Raw genomic sequence first — 18246 nt, 5'->3', positions numbered from 1 at the left:
TATTGCTTCACATCTGCACCTGTCAAGTCGCCTGGCGATACGGTCTAGCGGTGACCCCGCGCAGCCGCAAGAAGCCGCAGCCGGTCGTGCTGGACGACGCTCGCTCGATCAAGGCGCTCACGCATCCGGCCCGGCTGGCCGTGATCGACGAGCTGTACTCCGGCCGGGAACTCACCGCGACCGAGTGCGCCGAGATCGTCGGCCTCAGCCCGAGCGCGATGAGCTATCACCTGCGCGCGCTGGAGAGGTTCGGCATCGTGACCCGGGCCGAAGCGGGCCAGGACGGTCGCGAGCGCCCCTGGCGGGCGGCGGGGAACTCGGTGACGGTCACGGCCGCGGCCGCGGGGTCACGCATCGCGCACGCCGCCAGCGCCGCGCTGGCCACCTCGGTGCTGCGGCGGCTGGGCGACCGGTTCGGCGCCTGGCTCGACCGCAGTGCCGAGGAGAGCGAGCCGTGGCAGGAGGCGTCGGGCATCAGCAGCGCGACGCTGTGGCTCACGCTCGAGGAGGCCCAGCAGGTCGAGCGCGAACTGGAACAGATCGTGGCGCGATACCGCGGGCGCGCCACCTCCAAGCGGCCGGCCGGAGCGCGCCGGGTCAGCCTGGACATCCTGATGTTCCCGCTGGATGCGCCGACCGACCTGCACTAGCGGGGCCCTGACCCCACGATCGCATGTCGGTTCGGGGCACGCAGCGCCGTCGCTAGAGTCGCCAGGATGGAACCGCTGCACCTGCCGTCCGAGGCGTCCGCCTGGCCTGCGTTCGTCGCCGAGCGGGCGGACACCAACCTGGTCCGCGCGCGTGAGCTGATCGCGCTGGCCAAGGACGGCACGCCACGCTCTGCGGCCGAGGTGCTTGCACTGTGGAACGACTGCGACATCGCGCTCGGGAACGCGGCCGCACACGTGAGCGTGCTCGCCGAGGTCCACCCGGACGAGGCGGTGCGCACCCTGGCCGAGGGCAAGCAGCAGGAGGTGTCGCGGCTGCGCACCGACCGCGGCCTGGACCGCGAGCTGTACGAGGTGCTCGCCGCCGTCGATGCGGCCGGGCTCGAAGCCGACGCCGCCCGGCTGCTCGGGCACGCGCTGCGCGACTTCCGCCGCAGCGGTGTCGACCGGGACGAACAGACCCGCGCCCGGCTGCGCGAGCTGGCCGAGCGGGCCACCGTGCTCGGTCAGGACTTCGCGCGCAACATCCGCGACGACGTCCGCTCGATCCGCATCGCGCCGGAGCGGCTCGCCGGCCTGCCGCAGGACTTCCGCGACCGGCACCCGGCCGACGCCGACGGGCTGGTCACGATCACCACCGACTATCCCGACGTGATCCCGTTCCGGACCTTCGCCCACGACGCCGCCGCCCGCCGCGAACTCATGGTCGCGTTCCTCAACCGGGCGTGGCCGCAGAACGACGCGCTGCTCGGCGAACTGCTCGCCCTGCGCGCCGAGCAGGCCGAGCTGCTCGGCTTCGTCGACTGGCCGACCTTCGACGCTGAGGTGAAGATGATCGGCAGCGGCGCGGCGATCGCCGAGTTCATCGACCGGATCGCCACACTCGCCGCGCCGGCCGCCCGCCGCGACCACGACGCATTGCTCGAGCGGCGCCGCGAGGACGAACCGGACGCCAGCCGCATGGACACCTCGAACGCCTCGTACTACGCCGAGCTCATCCGCCGCGAGCAGTTCGAGGTCGACGCCCAGCAGGTGCGCCGGTACTTCGACTTCGCCCGGGTGCGGGCCGGCCTGCTGGACGTCACCGGCCGGCTGTTCGGTGTGCGGTATCAGCCGGTGACGGACGCGCCGGTCTGGCACGAGGACGTCGCCGCGTTCGACGTGCTGCGCGACGGCGAGCGGATCGGGCGGATCTACCTCGACCTGCACCCGCGCGACGGCAAGTACAAGCACGCCGCACAGTTCGAACTCGTCGCCGGCATCGCCGGGCGCCAACTGCCCGAGGGCGTGCTGGTGTGCAACTTCCCGCGCGGACTGATGGAGCACAGCGACGTCGTGACGCTGTTCCACGAGTTCGGCCACCTGCTGCACGACGTACTCGCGGGCAGCCAACACTGGGCGCGGTTCTCCGGCGTCGCCACGGAGTGGGACTTCGTCGAGGCGCCCTCGCAGATGCTGGAGGAGTGGGCGTGGGACGCCGACGTCCTGCGCTCGTTCGCGGTCGACGCGGCCGGCGAGCCCATCCCGGCCGAGTTGGTGCGGCGGATGCGCGCGGCGAAGGAGTTCGGCAAGGGCTATCAGACGGGGACCCAGATGTTCTACGCGGCGCTGTCCTATCGCCTGCACACCGACCGTCCGGCCGACATCACGGCGCTCGTGCAGCAACTACAGGCGCGCTACGACGTGTTCGAGTACCTGCCCGGCACGCACTTCCACGCCTCGTTCGGGCACCTGGAGGACTACACCTCGGCGTACTACACCTACATGTGGAGCCTGGTGATCGCGAAGGACCTGTTCTCCGCGTTCGACCCGGCGAACCTGTTCGACGCGGCGGTCGCCGGGCGGTACCGCGACACGGTGCTGGCACGCGGCGGCAGCGCGGACGCGGCGGACCTGGTCGCGGACTTCCTCGGCCGGCCGTACTCGTTCGACGCGTTCGCCCGCTGGCTCGAGCAGGTCCCCGAACCGGTCAGCGGGTGAGGACGTCCAGCACGGCCGACACCGGACGCCGTGGCGTGCGCGGCAGGTCGGCAACCGGGCTCAGCGGACGGCCCAGCCGCAGCAGCATCTGCGGGTAGCCGACCCAGCCCATGCTGTTCTGCAGCCGGGCACGGAACGCGGCGAAGTCGACCGCCTGGCTCAGCGGGCAGCTGGCGAGCCCGAGCTGTTCGGCGCGCAGCATCAGGCGCATCATCGCGATCCCCGCCTCGAGGTGGTCGCGCGGGCCGTCCGCCTCGGTGAAGACGACCGCGATCAGCGGCCGCTCGTCGACGTCGCGCTCGATCAGCTGCCGGCCGGCGACGCCGACCTCGAAGTCGCGCAACGGGACGTCGGTGTGCCGCGGCGCGTCGGCCGGCACGTGCGGGATCGCCGCGACCGGGACGCCGTCGACCATCGCGTGCACGTCGGGATCGCGCAGCCAGTGGCTCATCTCGGCCAGGTAGGCCTCGTCCTCGCGTTCGGCGCGGTCGGCATGGCTCACGGCCACCGCCAGCTCGATGTGCTGCTCCGGACCGTCCGGATAGTCGATCCGGGCCGCCGCGTCGCCGGCCGCCGCGCGCAGCGTCTCGCGGGTCGCATCGTCCAGTTGCTCGGCCGCGAACGGCCGGCGATCGCAACGCCGGCGCATCGCGGCGTCGGCGAGTTCGGACGCCGCCTCCGTCGGCTCGCTCCAGCCGGTCGGGGTGAACACGGCTAGCAGGTCGGGGTCAGCCGCGTCGGGCAGCAGGCTGGTCGCGACCTGCCAGCCGGCGGCCCGCAGCCCGACCTCGGTCAGGTACAGGGCCGCGCCACAGCTCAGGTGCAGCGAGTGGCCGTCGGGGTCGGCGACCGCGAGCTGGCGGGAGCGGTCCGCGCGCAGCGAGAGCCCGGTGTCCTCCAGCCGCCACCGCCACGGCTGGGTGTTGTGGATCGACGACGCGCGGACCGCCACCTCGAGCGCGGCTGCCACGGTCTGCCGGTCCAATCGCAGCGTCGCGTCCTGTGCCTCGGTCTCGTCGCTCATCCGGTTCCCTTCCGCGGCCCACCTACGCCCTCATCGTCCCCCAAGCCGGCGGACAACCCGACGGGTGGGCCTTGAATAGAATGCGGCAGTGACCCCGACCCCGCGTACACCGGCCACCGACCTGGCGACGCACTACGTGCCGGCAGAGGTAGAGGGCCCGCTGTACCGCAGCTGGGTCGAGCGCGGCTACTTCACCGCGGACGTCGACAGCAGCAAGCCGCCGTACTCGATCGTGATCCCGCCGCCGAACGTCACCGGCAGCCTGCACCTGGGGCATGCGCTGGAGCAGTCCATGATGGACGCGCTGACCCGCCGTGCCCGGATGCGCGGATGCGACGTGCTGTGGCTGCCCGGCATGGACCACGCGTCCATCGCGGTGCAGAACCTGGTCGAGCGGCATCTCGCCGAGACCGAGGGCAAGGGCCGCTTCGACTACTCCCGCGAGGCGTTCGTCGGTAAGGCGTGGGAGTGGAAGGAGCGCTACGGCGGCCAGATCCTGGACCAGATGCGCCGCCTCGGCTCGGGTGTCGACTGGAGCCGCGAGCGGTTCACCATGGACGAGGGGCTGAGCCGCTCCGTCCAGACGATCTTCAAGCGGCTCTACGACGACGACCTGATCTACCGCGCCGAACGGATCATCAACTGGTGCCCGCGCGATCTCACCGCGCTCAGCGACATCGAGGTGGAGCACTCCGAGGAGGCCGGCGAGCTGGTCTCGATCCGCTACGGCGACGGCGAGAACTCGATTGTCGTCGCCACGACCCGCGCCGAGACGATGCTCGGTGACACCGCGATCGCCGTGCACCCGGACGACGAGCGGTACCGGCACCTGGTCGGCCGGTCGATCGCCCTGCCGCTGACCAACCGGATGATCCCGGTCGTCGCCGACGAGCACGTCGACCCGGCGTTCGGCACGGGCGCGGTGAAGGTGACCCCCGCGCACGACCCCAACGACTTCGAGATCGGGCGCAGGCACGACCTGCCCGCCTTGACGATCATGGACGAGCGGGCGGTGATCACCGTGCCCGGTCCGTTCGCCGGGCTGGACCGGTTGGAGGCCCGCTTCGCCGTCGTGGCGGCGCTGCGCGAGGACGGCCGGATCGTGGCCGAGAAGCGGCCGTACCAGCACTCGGTCGGGCACTGCTCGCGCTGCGACACCGTGGTCGAACCGAGGCTGTCGCTGCAGTGGTGGGTGCGCGTCGAGTCGCTCGCCCGGGCGGCCGGCGATGCAGTGCGCGACGGGCGGGTGGTGATCGAACCGGCGTCCATGGCCCCCCGCTACTTCCAGTGGGTCGACGGGCTGCGCGACTGGTGCATCAGCCGGCAGCTGTGGTGGGGACACCGCATCCCGGTCTGGTACTCCCCGGACGGCGACGACGCCTGCTTCGGCCCGGACGAGACGCCGCCGGCCGGCTGGACACAGGACGAGGACGTCCTGGACACCTGGTTCTCCTCGGCGCTGTGGCCGTTCTCGACGCTGGGCTGGCCGGACGACACCGCCGACCTGAAGCGCTACTACCCGACTACCGTGCTCGTCACCGGCTACGACATCTTGTTCTTCTGGGTCGTGCGGATGATGCTCTTCGGCCTCTACGCGATGGACGATCGGGGCCCCGAGGACGCCGTCCCGTTCCGGACGATCCTGCTGCACGGGCTGGTGCGCGACGCGTCCGGCAAGAAGATGTCCAAGTCCCGAGGCAACGTCATCGACCCGCTGTTGTGGATGGACGAATACGGCGCGGACGCGGTGCGGCTGTCGCTGCTGCAGGGCGCGAATCCCGGGGCGGACCAGGCGATCAACGAGGAGTGGGTGGTCGGCACCCGCAACTTCTGCACCAAGCTGTGGAACGCGACCCGGTTCGCGCTGCTCAACGGCGCGACCGTGACCGGCGAGGTGCCGGCCGACGTGTCCGGCGCGGACGCCTGGATCCTGTCCCGCCTGCAGGCCGTCGTCACCGAGGCCGACGCGCTGTACGAGCGGTTCGAGTTCGCCAAGATCGCCGAGCTGCTCTACCACTTCGCGTGGGACGAGGTATGTGACTGGTACGTCGAGCTGGCCAAGATCTCGTTCGCCGGGCCGGGCGGCGACCGTACCCGCCGCGTGCTCGGTGAGGTGCTGGACACCCTGCTGCGGCTGCTGCACCCGATGGTGCCGTTCGTGACCGAGACGCTGTGGACCGCGCTGACCGGCCGCGACTCCGTGGTGATCGCGCCGTGGCCGGCTGCGGACACGGCGCGGGCGAACCCGGCCGCCGAGGCGGAGATCGTTGCGGTGCAGGCGACGGTGGGGGAGGTGCGCCGGTTCCGATCGGACCAGGGCGTCAAGCCCGCGCAGCGGGTGCCCGCCCGGCTCACCGGCGCCGGCAGCGGCGAGGCTGCCATCCGCTTCCTGCTGCGGCTGGACGAGCCGGGCGAGGGCTTCGCGCCGACGGCATCGCTCACGACGGCCGGCGGCGTGCGCGTCGAGCTGGACCTGTCTGGCGCCATCGATGTCGCCGCCGAGCGCGCCAGGTTGACCAAGGACCTCGCGGCGGCACAGAAGGAGCGCGACGTCAACGCCGGCAAGCTGGCGAACGAGGCGTTCACCGCGAAGGCGCCCGAGCCGGTGATCGCCAAGGTGCGCGACCGGCTGGCCACCGCCGAGGCCGACCTGCTGCGCATCCAGAGCGCTCTCGAGCAGCTCGGAGGGTGAGCACCACGCGATCCCTGCGAGGATCAAGCCAGTGAGCGAGAAGGACAAGTACGCGGCGCTGCTGCGGCAGGTCGAGACGGCGATCTTCACCCGGCGCGGCGAGGGCCACGTGCACCCGTCCAACGACCGGATGCGCGCGCTCGTCGAACTGCTGGGTGACCCGCAGCGCAACTACCGCGCGATCCACCTGACCGGGACGAACGGCAAGACCTCCACCGCCCGGATGGTGGACGAGCTGTTGCGCGGCTTCGGCCTGCGCACCGGCCGGTACACCAGCCCGCACCTGTCCAGCGTGACCGAGCGCATCGTGGTCGACGGTGCCCCGGTGAGCGATCGCACCTTCGTCGAGGGCTATCGCGAGCTCGCGCCCTACCTCGAGTTGATCGACGGCCAGTTCGACGTGCCGCTGTCGTTCTTCGAGATCATGACCGCGCTCGCGTTCTCGATCTTCGCGGACACGCCGGTCGACGTCGCCGTCGTCGAGGTCGGCATGGGCGGGGAGTGGGACAACACGAACGTGATCGACGCCGAGGTCGCTGTCGTGCTGCCCGTCGACCTGGACCACACCCAGTACCTGGGTGACACGGTCGAGGCGATCGCCACCGAGAAGGCCGGCATCATCAAGGCCGGCGCGTCCGCCATCCTCGCTGCGCAGCCCGAGGCGGCGGCCGCGCCGTTGCTCCGCCGGGCGGCTGCGGTGCAGGCCCAGATCGCCCGCGAGGGCCTGGAGTTCGGGGTGCTGGAGCGACGCGTGGCGGTCGGCGGCCAGGTGCTCACGCTGCAGGGGCTCGGCGGCGTCTACGACCAGGTGTTCGTGCCGCTGCACGGGGCACACCAGGCGCAGAACGCGGCCTGCGCGCTCGCCGCGGTCGAGGCGTTCTTCGGTGCCGGTGGCGAGAGCGGCGTGATCGACGTCGACACCGTCCGCGCCGCGTTCGCCGCCGTGCGCTCGCCGGGGCGGCTGGAGGCGGTGCGTTCGGCGCCGACGATCCTGCTGGACGCCGCGCACAATCCGCACGGCATGACCGCCAGCGTCGCCGCGGTCAGCGAGTCGTTCGACTTCCGCCGGCTGGTCGCCGTGGTCGGCGTGCTGGCGGACAAGGACGCGCGCGCGATACTCGCGCTGCTCGAGCCCATCGCCGACGAGATCGTGGTGACGCAGAACTCCTCGGAGCGCGCGCTGGCGGCCGACGAACTGGCGCGTACCGCGGTGGAGATCTTCGGCGCCGACCGCGTCACCGTCGAGCCGCGCCTGGACGACGCGATCGAGACGGCGGTGCGGCTCGCCGAGGAAGACGGCGGCGCCGGCGCCCTCAGCGGTTCCGGCGTGCTGGTCACCGGCTCGGTGATCACCGCGGGCGAGGCGCGACTTCTGCTGGGCGGCGGCTCGTGAGCGCGCCGCACGAGAGCACCGGGACGCCGCCCACCCCGACCCCGGAACAGTTCGCCGAACGGGCGGTGCGGGCAAACCGGGCGACCCGCGGCGCGTTGGCCGGCGTGCTCGGGCTCGAGGCGCTGGTCACGCTGCTGGTGCCGCGGGCGATCGCGTTCACCTCGACCGGCCTGGGTGTCACCCGCACGGTGCTGCTGATCAGCCTGGCGGTGCTGATGATCGTGGCGGCCGGCCTGGTCCGCCGCCCGTTCGGCATCGCGGTCGGCTCGGCCCTGCAGGTGCTGTTCGTGCTCACCGGCGTCATGCTCGTCGCGATGTTCGTGGTGGGTGTCATCTTCGCGGCCATCTGGGGGCGGCTGCTGATGCTGCGTCACGAGCTGGTGGGCACCCCGGGCGGCTGGCGGCTGCTCGTCTCCTGATCGTGAGCGCCGGCGCGGGGCGCACCGAGGGCAGGCGCGATCCGCTCACCTTCGCGCCCACTAGGCTGTGCATTCGTGAGCCAGGCAGTCGTGAGCGAACCTCTCGAGCGGACCCTCGTCCTCGTCAAGCCGGACGGCGTCCGCCGGGGTCTGGCCGGTGAGGTGATCGGGCGCATCGAGGCGAAGGGGTACCGCCTGGTCGCGCTGGACCTGCGCACGCCGGACGCCGCGCTGCTGGCCGAGCATTACGCCGAGCACGAGGGCAAGCCCTTCTACGCGCCGCTGGTGGAGTTCATGGGATCCGGGCCGGTCGTGGCGCTGGTCGCCGAGGGGCAGCGGGTGATCGAGGGCTTCCGCTCGCTGGCCGGCGCGACCGATCCGACCGCCGCGGCGCCGGGGACCATCCGGGGCGATCTGGGCCGCGACTGGGGCCTGGCCGTGCAGCAGAACCTGGTGCACGGCTCGGACTCACCGGTATCGGCGGCACGCGAGATCGGGCTCTGGTTCCCCGCGCTCTGACGTTGTCCACAGGCTCCCGCGCGGCCGGCTGATCCGGCCTAGGCTCCTTCCCGGCCGATCTGGGAGGAGGGGCGCGCGATGCCCGGTTTCGACGTGGCGCCGTGGGAGCTGGACGCGGCGGCCGGCACGGTGCGTGCCGCCGACGAGCAGCTGCGCGGCGGGCTGGCCCGGCTGGCGCTGGACGTGCAGACCCTCATCGACGGTTGGCACGGTGCCGCGGGTTCGGCCTTCGCGCGCGCATGGGACGAGTGGTACGGCGGTGCCGTCGACGTGCTGGCGGCGACCGAATCGATGGCGCGGCTGCTGGGTGCTACCGGCCAGGGTTATGCGGCGGCCGAAGCGGCGAACACGGGCGCGTTCACGCGATGAGCCAGTTCGCTGTGCACCTGGAGGCGCTGGCCGAGGTCGTCGAGCGGATGGCCGGCTTCGAGCGCGCCGTCGAGCAGCAGGCGGCCGACGTCGCCGCGCGGCTGGACCGGCTGCACGCGACCTGGTCGGGCGGCGCCGCCGACGAGCACGCGCTGGCCCACCGGCGCTGGCGCGACGGCGTGCGCGAACTGCGCGCGGCGATCACGGTGCTGTGCCGGATCGCGTCGACCGCGCACGGGAACTACAGCGCGGCGGTGTCGGCCAATCGGCGCATGTGGTCGTGATCATGAGCGGGCGCTGAACGGCTTAACCTCTCGCGTCACAGCAGTCACGGCAGTACCGCGAGTCGCAACCTGGATTCACCCAACACCGGCCATACGATCACCGCAACCCGCCGTATTGCACAGAAGGTCGACCGCCGTGACGTTCACGCTGTACCGCTTGTCGCTGGTCTCCCAGCGCAGCGGCGACCTGCTGGGCGGCGACCTCGCGATCGACCTCGGCACGGCGAACACCCTGGTGTACGCGCGCGGTCGCGGCATCCTGCTCGACGAGCCGTCCGTGGTCGCAGTCGACACCAGCACCAACTCGGTGGTCGCGGTGGGCGCCGAGGCGAAGCGGATGATCGGCCGCACGCCCGGGCACATCACCGCGGTGCGGCCGATGCAGGACGGCGTGATCGCCGACTACGACGTGACCGCCGAGATGCTGCGCTACTTCGTGCGCAAGGTCCTGCGCCGCCGTGGCACGTTCGCCGGTCCGCGCATAGTGGTGTGCGTGCCGTCCGGGATCACCGGCGTCGAGCAGCGGGCGGTGAGCGAGTCGGCGTACGCCGCCGGAGCGCGGCGGGTGCACATCATCTCCGAGCCGATGGCCGCTGCGATCGGCGCCGGCCTGCCGGTGAACCAACCGCAGGGCTCGATGGTCGTGGACATCGGCGGCGGCACCACCGAGGTCGCGATCCTCGCGCTCGGCGGCATCGTGGCCTCGACCAGCCTGCGCGTCGCGGGAAACGCACTCGACCAGGCGATCGTCGACCACATCCGCGGCGAGTTCGCGCTGCTGATCGGCGAGCGCACCGCCGAGGAGCTCAAGATCTCGGTCGGGTCGGCCTTCCCGGTCGCCGGCCCGAAGAACGCCGAGATCCGCGGACGGGACATCGGCACCGGCCTGCCCCGCAACATCACCGTCTCCGGTGACGAGCTGCGCAAGGCGATGGAGGTACCGGTCGGCCGCATCGTGATGGCGGTGCGCGGCACCCTCGATCGCTGCCCGCCCGAGCTGTCCGGCGACCTGGTCACCCGCGGCATCGTGCTCACCGGCGGCGGGGCGTTGCTGCGCGGCCTGGACGCGCGGCTGCAGCACGAGATCGGCATTCCGGTGCTCGTCGCGGACCGCCCGTTGGACTCGGTCGTGCTGGGCACCGGCACGGTGGTAGAGCACTTCGACCAGTTGCAGAAGGTCGTCGTCGACGGTCACCGTAGGTGACCCGTGCGGCGGCTGACTAGACGGCAGCGGACGGCCGCGATCGTGCTCGCCGTCCTCGCGCTGTGCTTCATCACCCTCGACGTCGGCGGCGGCGGGCTGCGCTCGGCACACAGCGGGGTGCGCGGCACGCTCGGCGCCCTGTACCGCGGTACCGACTCGGTGCTCGGTCCGGTGCGGCGGTTCGTCCAGGGCGTCCCGACCGCCGGCACCAACACCGACCGGATCCGGCAGTTGCAGCACGAGAACGCCGAACTGCGCGGCCGGCTCGCCGACACCGACCGCGACGCGGCGAGCACCACCCGGCTCGCGGCGCTGCAACTCGCGGCCGACTCCGGCGGCTACCGCATCGTCCCGGCCAGGGTGATCGCCCTCGGCCCGGGCGGCGGCTTCGACTGGACCGTGACGCTGGACGTCGGCACCCGCAGCGGGGTCAAGGTGGACCAGAGCGTGACCGACGGCGCCGGGCTGGTCGGCCGGGTGCTGCACGCCGACGCGTCCTCGGCCACCGTGCTGCTCGCCGCCGATCCCGGCAGCGGTGTAGGCGCGCGCGACCTGCGCACCGGCGAGGTCGGCATCGCGGACGGCGCCGGCGCCGAGGGGTTCACCTTCACCCCGCTGAATCCGAAGGCTGCGCTCAAGGTCGGTGACAAGCTGGCGACCGGACCCGCCGGTTCGAGCAGCTTCGTCGCCGGGCTGGCCGTCGGCACCGTCTCCGCGGTGCACGCCGGCCTGGACGGGACGGTCCGAGCCAGCGTTCGGCCCGCGAGCCCGGCCACCGCGCTGGACATGGTAGGCGTGATCCTGGTCGGCGGGCACGCCGACACCGGCCGCGGCGCGCTGCAGCCGTCAAAGCTTGCCGAGCACAAGTGAGGCGCGCCCGGGTCTTCGCCGCGATGGCCGCGATCCTGACCGCGCTGCTGCTGCAGGCCACCCTGATCGCGCCGTGGTCCGAGCCCGTGCCGGTGAGTCTGCCGGCGGTGCTGGTCGCCGCGGTCGCGCTCGTCGACGGGCCGGGGACGGGGCTGGCGTTCGGCTTCGCCGCCGGCCTGCTCGCCGATCTCGGCTCGACGCACCCGGCCGGGGTGCTGGCGATGTGTTGGCTGCTGGTCGGAGTGAGCTGCGGTCTGGCGGCCGACCGCGCGACGGTGCGGCGCGACGCGGCGACCGCGGCGCTCGGGTGTGCCCTGGCCGGCGCGCTCGCGACGGTGCTGCTCACCGTGCTGCACTCCGGCGGCGCCACCTTGGGCGCCGCGGCCGCGCACCTGCTGCCTTCGCTGGTGGGCGACGCGCTGCTCGCGCTGGCGGTCGTCCCGCTCGTGCGGGCGTTCCTGCGCACCCAGTCGCTGCGCGCCCCGCACCCGGTGCTCACCGAACTGGACGTGGTGGCCAGCCGTGGCTGACGAGCGTGCCTTCAGGCACCGGCCGCCCGGTGCCCGCCGGCTGACGATCATCGTGGTGCTGGTCGCCTCGATGGTGGCCACCCTGCTCGGGCGGCTGTACTACGTGCAGCTGCTCGACCCGAACAAGCCGGCGCAGACCGCCGATCGGCTGCACGAGGGCGTGATCGTGGTGCCTGCGCCGCGTGGCCTGATCCTCGACGCGCGTGGGCGTCCGCTGGTGCAGAACACGTCGGCGCAGGTGGTCACCGTCGACCGCGAGACGCTGCAGGGGTTGCCCGACAAGGGCGCCGCGGTACTCGGCAAGCTGGCCGGCCTGCTCGGTACCAGTGCTGCCCGGCTGGCCGCGGAGATCACCCCGTGCTCGCCGAAGGTTCCCGCGCCGTGCTGGATCGGCGAGCCGTTCCAGCCGGTACCGGTCGCGACGGCCGCGTCGACCGCGGTGGTGCTGGCGCTCGGCGAGCACCGCGAGGACTATCCGGGCGTCGCGGTCGAGACGGTGAGCCTGCCGGAGTACCCGTACGGCACGCTGGCGGCGCACGTGCTGGGCTACACCGGGAAGGTCGCCGAAGCGGACACGAGCCAGAACCCGGCACTGAGTGACGTCGACACGATCGGGCGCACCGGGCTGCAGGCGCAGTACGACTCGATCCTGCGCGGCACCGACGGCAGGCAGACGCTGCTGCTCAACCCGCAGGGCTACGCGGTGCGCCAGGCCACGAACGTCCCGGCCGTACAAGGCGACACGCTGATCACCAGCATCGACCTGGACGTGCAGCGGATCGCCGAGCAGTCGCTCGCGCAGGAGATCGCCGACCGCCGCGCGCACGGGTTGCCGGCCACATCCGGCGCCGTCGTGGTGATGGACCCGAACACCGGGCGCATCATCGCGATCGCCAGTTCGCCGACCTACGATCCGCAGCAGTTCGTCGGCGGCATCTCCGACGCCGACTACGCCGAGCTGACCGCGCCCGCGGCAAACGACCCTCTGGTGGGCCGGGCGATCGCGGGCCAGTACGCCCCCGGTTCGACGTTCAAGCTGATCACCTCGTCCTCGTTGCTGATCCACCACGAGATCTCGCTCGGCGGCACCTACCCCTGCCCCGGCTCGCTCACGATCGACGGCCGCGTCAAGACGAACTACGACAGCGAGTCCTTCGACTACCCGCTCTCGCTCAAGGACGCGCTCGGCTACTCGTGCGACACGTTCTTCTACGCCCCCGCCGCGGCCGAGTACTACCGCGACCAGACCCGCATCAGCGACGGCAAGAAGCCGAACGAGTACCTGCAGCGGACGGCCGCGCTGTACGGCGTCGGGACGCAGCCGGGGATCGACCTGCCGGCGGACGAGCAGGCGGCCGGTTCCTACGCCGACCGCGAGACCCGGATGACCCGCTGGCGGACGCAGCGGACGCAGTACTGCGGGGACGCCAGGCGCGGCTACCCGGAGGTCGCCGACCGCACCCAACGCGCCTACCTGACCCAGCTCGCGTCGGAGAACTGCACGGACGGCTGGCGCTACCGGGCCGGCGACAACGCGGACATGTCGATCGGGCAGGGGGAAACGACGATGTCGCCGCTGCAGCTCGCGGTGGCGTACTCGGCGCTGGTCAACGGCGGGAAGATCTGGGAACCACGGCTCGGCTGGGCCGTCGTCGACCACAACGGCAAGACGGTGCGGACGATCGAGCCCAAGCTGCGCCGCACCGTGCCGGTCAGCCGCACGTACCTGAACTACATCGCCGACTCGCTCGACTTCGGCCGCGGCTGGGCCGTGTCCGGCGCGTTCGCCTACATCGGCTCGCCGTACCAGTCGCGGCTCGGCGGCAAGACCGGCACCGCGGAGGTCGAGGGCAAGAAGGACACCTCGTGGCTGGCGTCCTGGGGGCCGACCAGCCACGACCGTAAGGGGAATGTCGGCGCGAAGTTCGTCGTGGTCGGCATGATCGAACAGGCCGGCACGGGCGCCACCGCGGCGGGCCCGATGCTCAAGCGCATCTGGGACGCGATCATGGGCGCCCACGGCAAGCCCATCGTCGCGGGCAAGAAGCCGATCACCACGCTGCCGAAAGTGACCCAGACGCGATGAGCGGTTGCGCGAAGAGCCCGCTCGAGCGCCGCCGGCTTGCGCGCGGCCCGAGTGATCCTCCCCCGCCGGCTACGCCTTCTTCGGCGGGGGGACCTCCATTCCGCTCTTCGGGGCAGTCGGGAGGGACGCCTTGAGCGGATTGGTACGCGACCCGATGGCGCCGTTCTCGCTGACGCCGCCCGTGCTGCCGCTCGAGCGGCGCACCCGTGGCTACGACTGGTTGCTGACCGCGACCGCGCTCGCGCTGGCGCTGATCGGGGCGCTGCTGGTGTGGGCCGCCACGCGCGATCTGCAGCGGGCGCAGCACGCAAACCCGCAGGCTTTCCTGTTCCGGCACCTGTTCAACCTGGCCGTCGCCGCGGTGCTGATGTTCCTCGCATCGCGCCTGGACGCCCGGTTGCTGCGCCTGTTCGGCCCGCTGGTCTACGTCGTGAGCCTGCTCGGGCTGCTGTTGGTGCTCGCGGTCGGCAGCACGGTGAACGGGGCACAGGCGTGGATCCGGGTCGGCGGCGGGTTCGAGCTGCAGCCGTCCGAGTTCACCAAGCTGGGCCTGATCATCGGGATGGCGGTGCTGTTCACCCAGCGGGCAGCGAACCGCGACGACGAGCGGCCGCCGACCACCGGCGACGTGCTGCTGGCGATCGTGATGATCGCCGTGCCGCTCGTGCTGGTGATGCTGCAGCCGGACCTGGGGTCGGCGATGGTGCTCGCGGCCGCCGCGTTCGGGGTGCTCGTCGCGGCCGGCGTTCGCGCGCGCTGGACGATCGGGCTGCTGGTGCTCGCCGTCGCGCTCGCGATCGTGGCCGTGCGCTCCGGGCTGCTCGCCGACTACCAGCTCGCCCGGTTCGGCTCGTTCCTCAATCCCGGGCACGACCCGCAGGGCGCCTCGTACAACGTCACCCAGGCGCGCATCGCGATCGCGAACGGCGGGCTGCACGGCACCGGGTTGTTCAACGGCCCGCAGACCAACGGCGGTTACGTGCCCGAGCAGCAGACCGACTTCGTGTTCTCGGTGGCGGGGGAGGAGTTCGGGCTGATCGGCGGCACCGTGATCATCGGGCTGTTCGCTCTGCTGTGCTGGCGCGGCCTGCGCATCGCTCGCGCGGCCGACCCGGCGGGGCGGCTCGTCGCGGTCGGGATCGTCTGCTGGTTCGCCTTCCAGGCCTTCCAGAACATCGGGATGAACCTGGGTCTGATGCCGGTGACGGGGCTGCCGCTCCCGTTCGTCTCTTACGGCGGATCCTCGATGTTCGCCCAGGGACTGGCCATCGGGCTGCTGCAGGCCGTGCGGCGCTCGGCCGGCTGAGCTTCAGTCGAGCAGCTGCGGAACAGGCTGCGGCCGGGACGTGAGCGTGGTGCCGACGCTGGCGATGATGACCATCGCCATCGAAAGCGCCAGCGCCGCGGACAGCGCCTGGCTGAGCACGAGTACGCCGGCGAGCGCGGCCACCGCCGGCTCCAGGCTCATCAGCAGGCCGAACACCGACGGGGGCAACCGGCGCAGCGCCACGATCTCCAGCGAGTACGGGATGAGCGAGGACAGCAACGCGACCGCGAGCCCACCGGCGAGCACGGCGGGCTCACCGAGTGCCGACCCGCCCTGGACCACGCCGGCCGGGAGCGTCAGCAGGGCGCCGACGACGAGCGCGACGGCGAGCCCGTCCAGCCCGGGGAAGGCCGAGCCGACGTGTTTGGACAGCAGGATGTACAGCGCCCAACAGGTCGCGGCGATCAGCACCAGAACCACCCCGAAGGCGGTGATGCCGTGGTGGCTGCCGCGCAGGGCGAGCAGTGCGACCCCGCCGCCGGCGAGCGCGACCCAGACCAGATCGAGCGCGCGCCGCGAGCCGGCCACCGCCACCGCGAGCGGGCCCAGGAACTCGATCGTGACCGCGACGCCGAGCGGCAGCCGGTCCAGCGCTTCGTAGAAGCTCCAGTTCATGGCGCCCAGCACCAGCCCGAATGCGACCGCCGCGCGCACGTCGGACGCCGAGCGTCCACGCAGCGACGGACGGGCCAGGGCGAGCAGGATCAGCGCGGACAGCGCCAGGCGCAGGAAGACCAGCCCGCCGGGACCGGCCCGGTCGAACAGCCGCGCCGCGAACGCGGCCCCGAACTGCACCGACCCGATACTGCCCAGCAGCAGTACCTGGGGCGGGGGTGCGCGCACACCTGCGATCTTCTCAGAGCACAGCGGATCACGATCGCGCCGCTCGCGGCCGTACCATCGGGCAAATGAGCGCTGCCCCCGAATCGCTGTTCCCGCGCCTGGAGCCGCTGCTGCCTCGCGTCAGCAAGCCGATCCAGTACGTCGGCGGCGAGCTCAACGCGCGTAGCAAGGACTGGACGTCGGTCACCGTGCACTGGGCGCTGATGTACCCGGACGCGTACGAGGTCGGCCTGCCGAACCAGGGCAACCAGATCCTGTACGAGGTGCTCAACGAGCGGCCGGACGCACTGGCCGAACGCACCTACGCGGTGTGGCCCGACCTCGAGGCCCTGATGCGCGAGCACGGCATCGGCCAGTTCACCGTCGACACGCATCGCCCGGTCGCCGCCTTCGACTTCCTCGGCATCAGCTTCTCCACCGAACTCGGCTACACGAACCTGCTCACCGCGCTCGACCTGGCCGGCATCCCGCTGCACGCGGTCGATCGCGACGAGAGCCATCCGGTGGTGATCGCCGGCGGCCACGCGGCGTTCAACCCCGAGCCGATCTCGGACTTCGTCGATGCGGCCGTCCTCGGCGACGGCGAGCAGGTCGTCGGCACGATCACCGACATCGCCCGTGAGTGGAAGGACGAGGGACGCCCCGGCGGACGCGATGAGCTGCTGCGCCGACTCGCGGGCACCGGAGGGGTGTACGTCCCGAAGTTCTACGACGTCAGCTACCTGCCGAGCGGCGCGCTCGCCGCGGTCACGCCGAACCGCGCGGGCGTCCCGGCACGGGTCAGCAAGCACACCGTCATGAACCTGGACGAGTGGCCCTATCCGAAAACGCCGCTGGTGCCGCTCGCCGAGTCGGTGCACGAGCGGATGAGCGTGGAGATCTTCCGTGGTTGCACGCGCGGCTGCCGGTTCTGCCAGGCCGGAATGATCACCCGGCCGGTGCGCGAGCGCAGCATCACCGGCATCGGCGAGATGGTCGCCCAGGGCCTTGCGGCCAGCGGCTTCGACGAGGTCGGGCTGCTGTCGCTGTCCAGCGCCGACCATTCCGAGATCGGCGAGATCACCAAGCAGCTCGCCGACCGGTACGAGGACGAGCGGGTCAGCCTGAGCCTGCCGTCGACCCGGGTGGACGCGTTCAACATCGACCTGGCCAACGAGCTGTCGCGCAACGGCCGCCGGTCCGGCCTGACCTTCGCGCCGGAGGGTGGCTCGGAACGGCTGCGCCGCGTGATCAACAAGATGGTCAGCAAGGACGACCTGATCCGCACCGTCTCGACCGCGTACGCGAACGGCTGGCGGCAGGTGAAGCTGTACTTCATGTGCGGCCTGCCGACCGAGACGGACGAGGACGTCCTGGAGATCGCGGACATGGCCCACGACGTGATCCGCGCCGGCCGCGAGGCCGCCGGGCACAAGGACATCCGCTGCACGGTCTCGATCGGCGGCTTCGTGCCCAAGCCGCACACCCCGTTCCAGTGGGCCGCCCAGTGCGATCCGCAGACGGTCGACGACCGGCTGCGCAAGCTGCGCGCCGCGATCAACGCCGACCGTTCGCTGGGCCGCAACGTCGGCATGCGCTACCACGACGGCGAGCCGTCGCTGATCGAAGGGTTGCTCTCGCGCGGCGACCGGCGGGTCGGTGCGGTGATCGAGGCGGTGTGGCGCGACGGCGGCCGCTTCGACGGCTGGAGCGAGCACTTCTCCTACGAGCGCTGGACGCGGTGCGCCGCCGAGAACCTGCACGGGGTGGACCTCGCCTGGTTCACCACCCGCGAGCGCGACGCCGACGAGGTGCTGCCGTGGGACCACCTGGACTCGGGCCTGGACAAGCAGTGGCTGTGGGACGACTGGCAGGACGCGCTCGGCGAGTTCGAGCAGGACGACTGCCGCTGGACGCCGTGCTTCGACTGCGGCGTGTGTTCCAACCTGGGCACCGACATCCAGATGGGGCCCACCGGCCGATCGCTGCTCCCGCTCGCGCCAGCTGGCGGCACCCCCGGACCCTCCCGTTGAGTGGCGGGTTCGGGGTTGAGTGGCGA

At 71.9% G+C, this 18246-nt stretch carries 15 protein-coding genes and 1 pseudogene; 14 read left to right on the top strand and 2 right to left on the bottom strand.

The window, feature by feature from the left end; genetic code table 11:
* Positions 1–50 precede the first annotated feature (50 nt).
* Both M6B22_RS04885 and M6B22_RS04880 read left to right on the top strand, forming a co-directional pair.
* Positions 51–650, top strand: a complete 600-nt coding sequence (locus tag M6B22_RS04885; RefSeq protein ID WP_269444661.1) for an ArsR/SmtB family transcription factor — start codon at positions 51–53, stop codon at positions 648–650.
* A 66-nt stretch (positions 651–716) separates the two neighbouring features.
* Positions 717–2648, top strand: coding sequence for a M3 family metallopeptidase (locus M6B22_RS04880; RefSeq protein WP_269444660.1), 1932 nt, complete (start codon positions 717–719; stop codon positions 2646–2648).
* Here M6B22_RS04880 and M6B22_RS04875 read toward each other — a convergent pair.
* Positions 2638–3672 carry an Acg family FMN-binding oxidoreductase gene (locus M6B22_RS04875; RefSeq protein ID WP_269444659.1) on the bottom strand — a complete coding sequence of 345 codons (1035 nt, stop codon included), beginning with the start codon at positions 3670–3672 and terminating at the stop codon, positions 2638–2640. The genes M6B22_RS04880 and M6B22_RS04875 overlap by 11 nt on opposite strands.
* A gap of 88 nt (positions 3673–3760) precedes the next feature.
* On the opposite strand from M6B22_RS04875, the gene M6B22_RS04870 reads away from it, so the two are divergent.
* From M6B22_RS04870 to rodA, 11 genes and pseudogenes are all read left to right on the top strand, one after another.
* Positions 3761–6364, top strand: a complete 2604-nt coding sequence (locus tag M6B22_RS04870) for a valine--tRNA ligase (protein WP_269444658.1) — start codon at positions 3761–3763, stop codon at positions 6362–6364.
* Positions 6333–7757 (top strand): annotated as a pseudogene (locus tag M6B22_RS04865) (bifunctional folylpolyglutamate synthase/dihydrofolate synthase); the annotation flags it as partial. The gene M6B22_RS04870 and the pseudogene M6B22_RS04865, both read left to right, overlap by 32 nt.
* Entirely contained in the window at positions 7754–8176 is a 423-nt protein-coding gene (locus M6B22_RS04860; protein ID WP_269444656.1) for a DUF4233 domain-containing protein, read from the top strand. The pseudogene M6B22_RS04865 and the gene M6B22_RS04860, both read left to right, overlap by 4 nt.
* 75 nt (positions 8177–8251) lie before the next feature.
* A complete protein-coding gene (ndk, locus tag M6B22_RS04855) occupies positions 8252–8695 on the top strand; it encodes a nucleoside-diphosphate kinase (RefSeq protein ID WP_269444655.1) in 444 nt (147 codons plus the stop codon).
* Between the two features lie 78 nt (positions 8696–8773).
* Positions 8774–9064, top strand: coding sequence for a WXG100 family type VII secretion target (locus M6B22_RS04850; protein WP_269444654.1), 291 nt, complete (start codon positions 8774–8776; stop codon positions 9062–9064).
* Positions 9061–9348 (top strand): WXG100 family type VII secretion target, encoded by a 288-nt coding sequence (locus M6B22_RS04845; RefSeq protein ID WP_269444653.1) that lies wholly within the window; start codon positions 9061–9063, stop codon positions 9346–9348. The genes M6B22_RS04850 and M6B22_RS04845 overlap by 4 nt, the downstream gene beginning before the upstream one ends.
* Before the next feature lie 136 nt (positions 9349–9484).
* On the top strand, positions 9485–10552 hold the full coding sequence (mreB, locus tag M6B22_RS04840) for a rod shape-determining protein (RefSeq protein ID WP_269444652.1): 1068 nt from the start codon (positions 9485–9487) through the stop codon (positions 10550–10552).
* Positions 10553–10555: 3 nt separating this feature from the next.
* The gene (gene mreC / locus M6B22_RS04835) at positions 10556–11422 is read left to right on the top strand and encodes a rod shape-determining protein MreC (RefSeq protein WP_269444651.1); all 867 of its coding nucleotides are present in this window, start codon (positions 10556–10558) and stop codon (positions 11420–11422) included.
* Positions 11419–11952 carry a rod shape-determining protein MreD gene (gene mreD, locus M6B22_RS04830; protein ID WP_269444650.1) on the top strand — a complete coding sequence of 178 codons (534 nt, stop codon included), beginning with the start codon at positions 11419–11421 and terminating at the stop codon, positions 11950–11952. Before mreC ends, mreD begins: the two co-directional genes overlap by 4 nt.
* Positions 11945–14038, top strand: coding sequence for a penicillin-binding transpeptidase domain-containing protein (locus M6B22_RS04825; protein ID WP_269444649.1), 2094 nt, complete (start codon positions 11945–11947; stop codon positions 14036–14038). Before mreD ends, M6B22_RS04825 begins: the two co-directional genes overlap by 8 nt.
* Positions 14039–14168: 130 nt before the next feature.
* Entirely contained in the window at positions 14169–15344 is a 1176-nt protein-coding gene (rodA, locus tag M6B22_RS04820; protein ID WP_269444648.1) for a rod shape-determining protein RodA, read from the top strand.
* Positions 15345–15347: 3 nt separating this feature from the next.
* Here the strand turns inward: rodA and M6B22_RS04815 are convergent, their stop codons facing one another.
* A complete protein-coding gene (locus tag M6B22_RS04815) occupies positions 15348–16208 on the bottom strand; it encodes an EamA family transporter (protein ID WP_269444647.1) in 861 nt (286 codons plus the stop codon).
* Between the two features lie 65 nt (positions 16209–16273).
* Here M6B22_RS04815 and M6B22_RS04810 point away from each other — a divergent pair, with 65 nt between their 5' ends.
* Positions 16274–18220, top strand: coding sequence for a TIGR03960 family B12-binding radical SAM protein (locus M6B22_RS04810; protein WP_269444646.1), 1947 nt, complete (start codon positions 16274–16276; stop codon positions 18218–18220).
* The last annotated feature ends 26 nt before the right edge of the window (positions 18221–18246 follow it).

Source organism: Jatrophihabitans cynanchi, assembly GCF_027247405.1.
GTDB classification, from domain to species: Bacteria; Actinomycetota; Actinomycetes; order Mycobacteriales; family Jatrophihabitantaceae; genus Jatrophihabitans_B; species Jatrophihabitans_B cynanchi.
The sequence above is the reverse complement of the archived record's forward strand: the minus strand, read 5'-3'. Positions and strand labels throughout refer to the sequence as shown.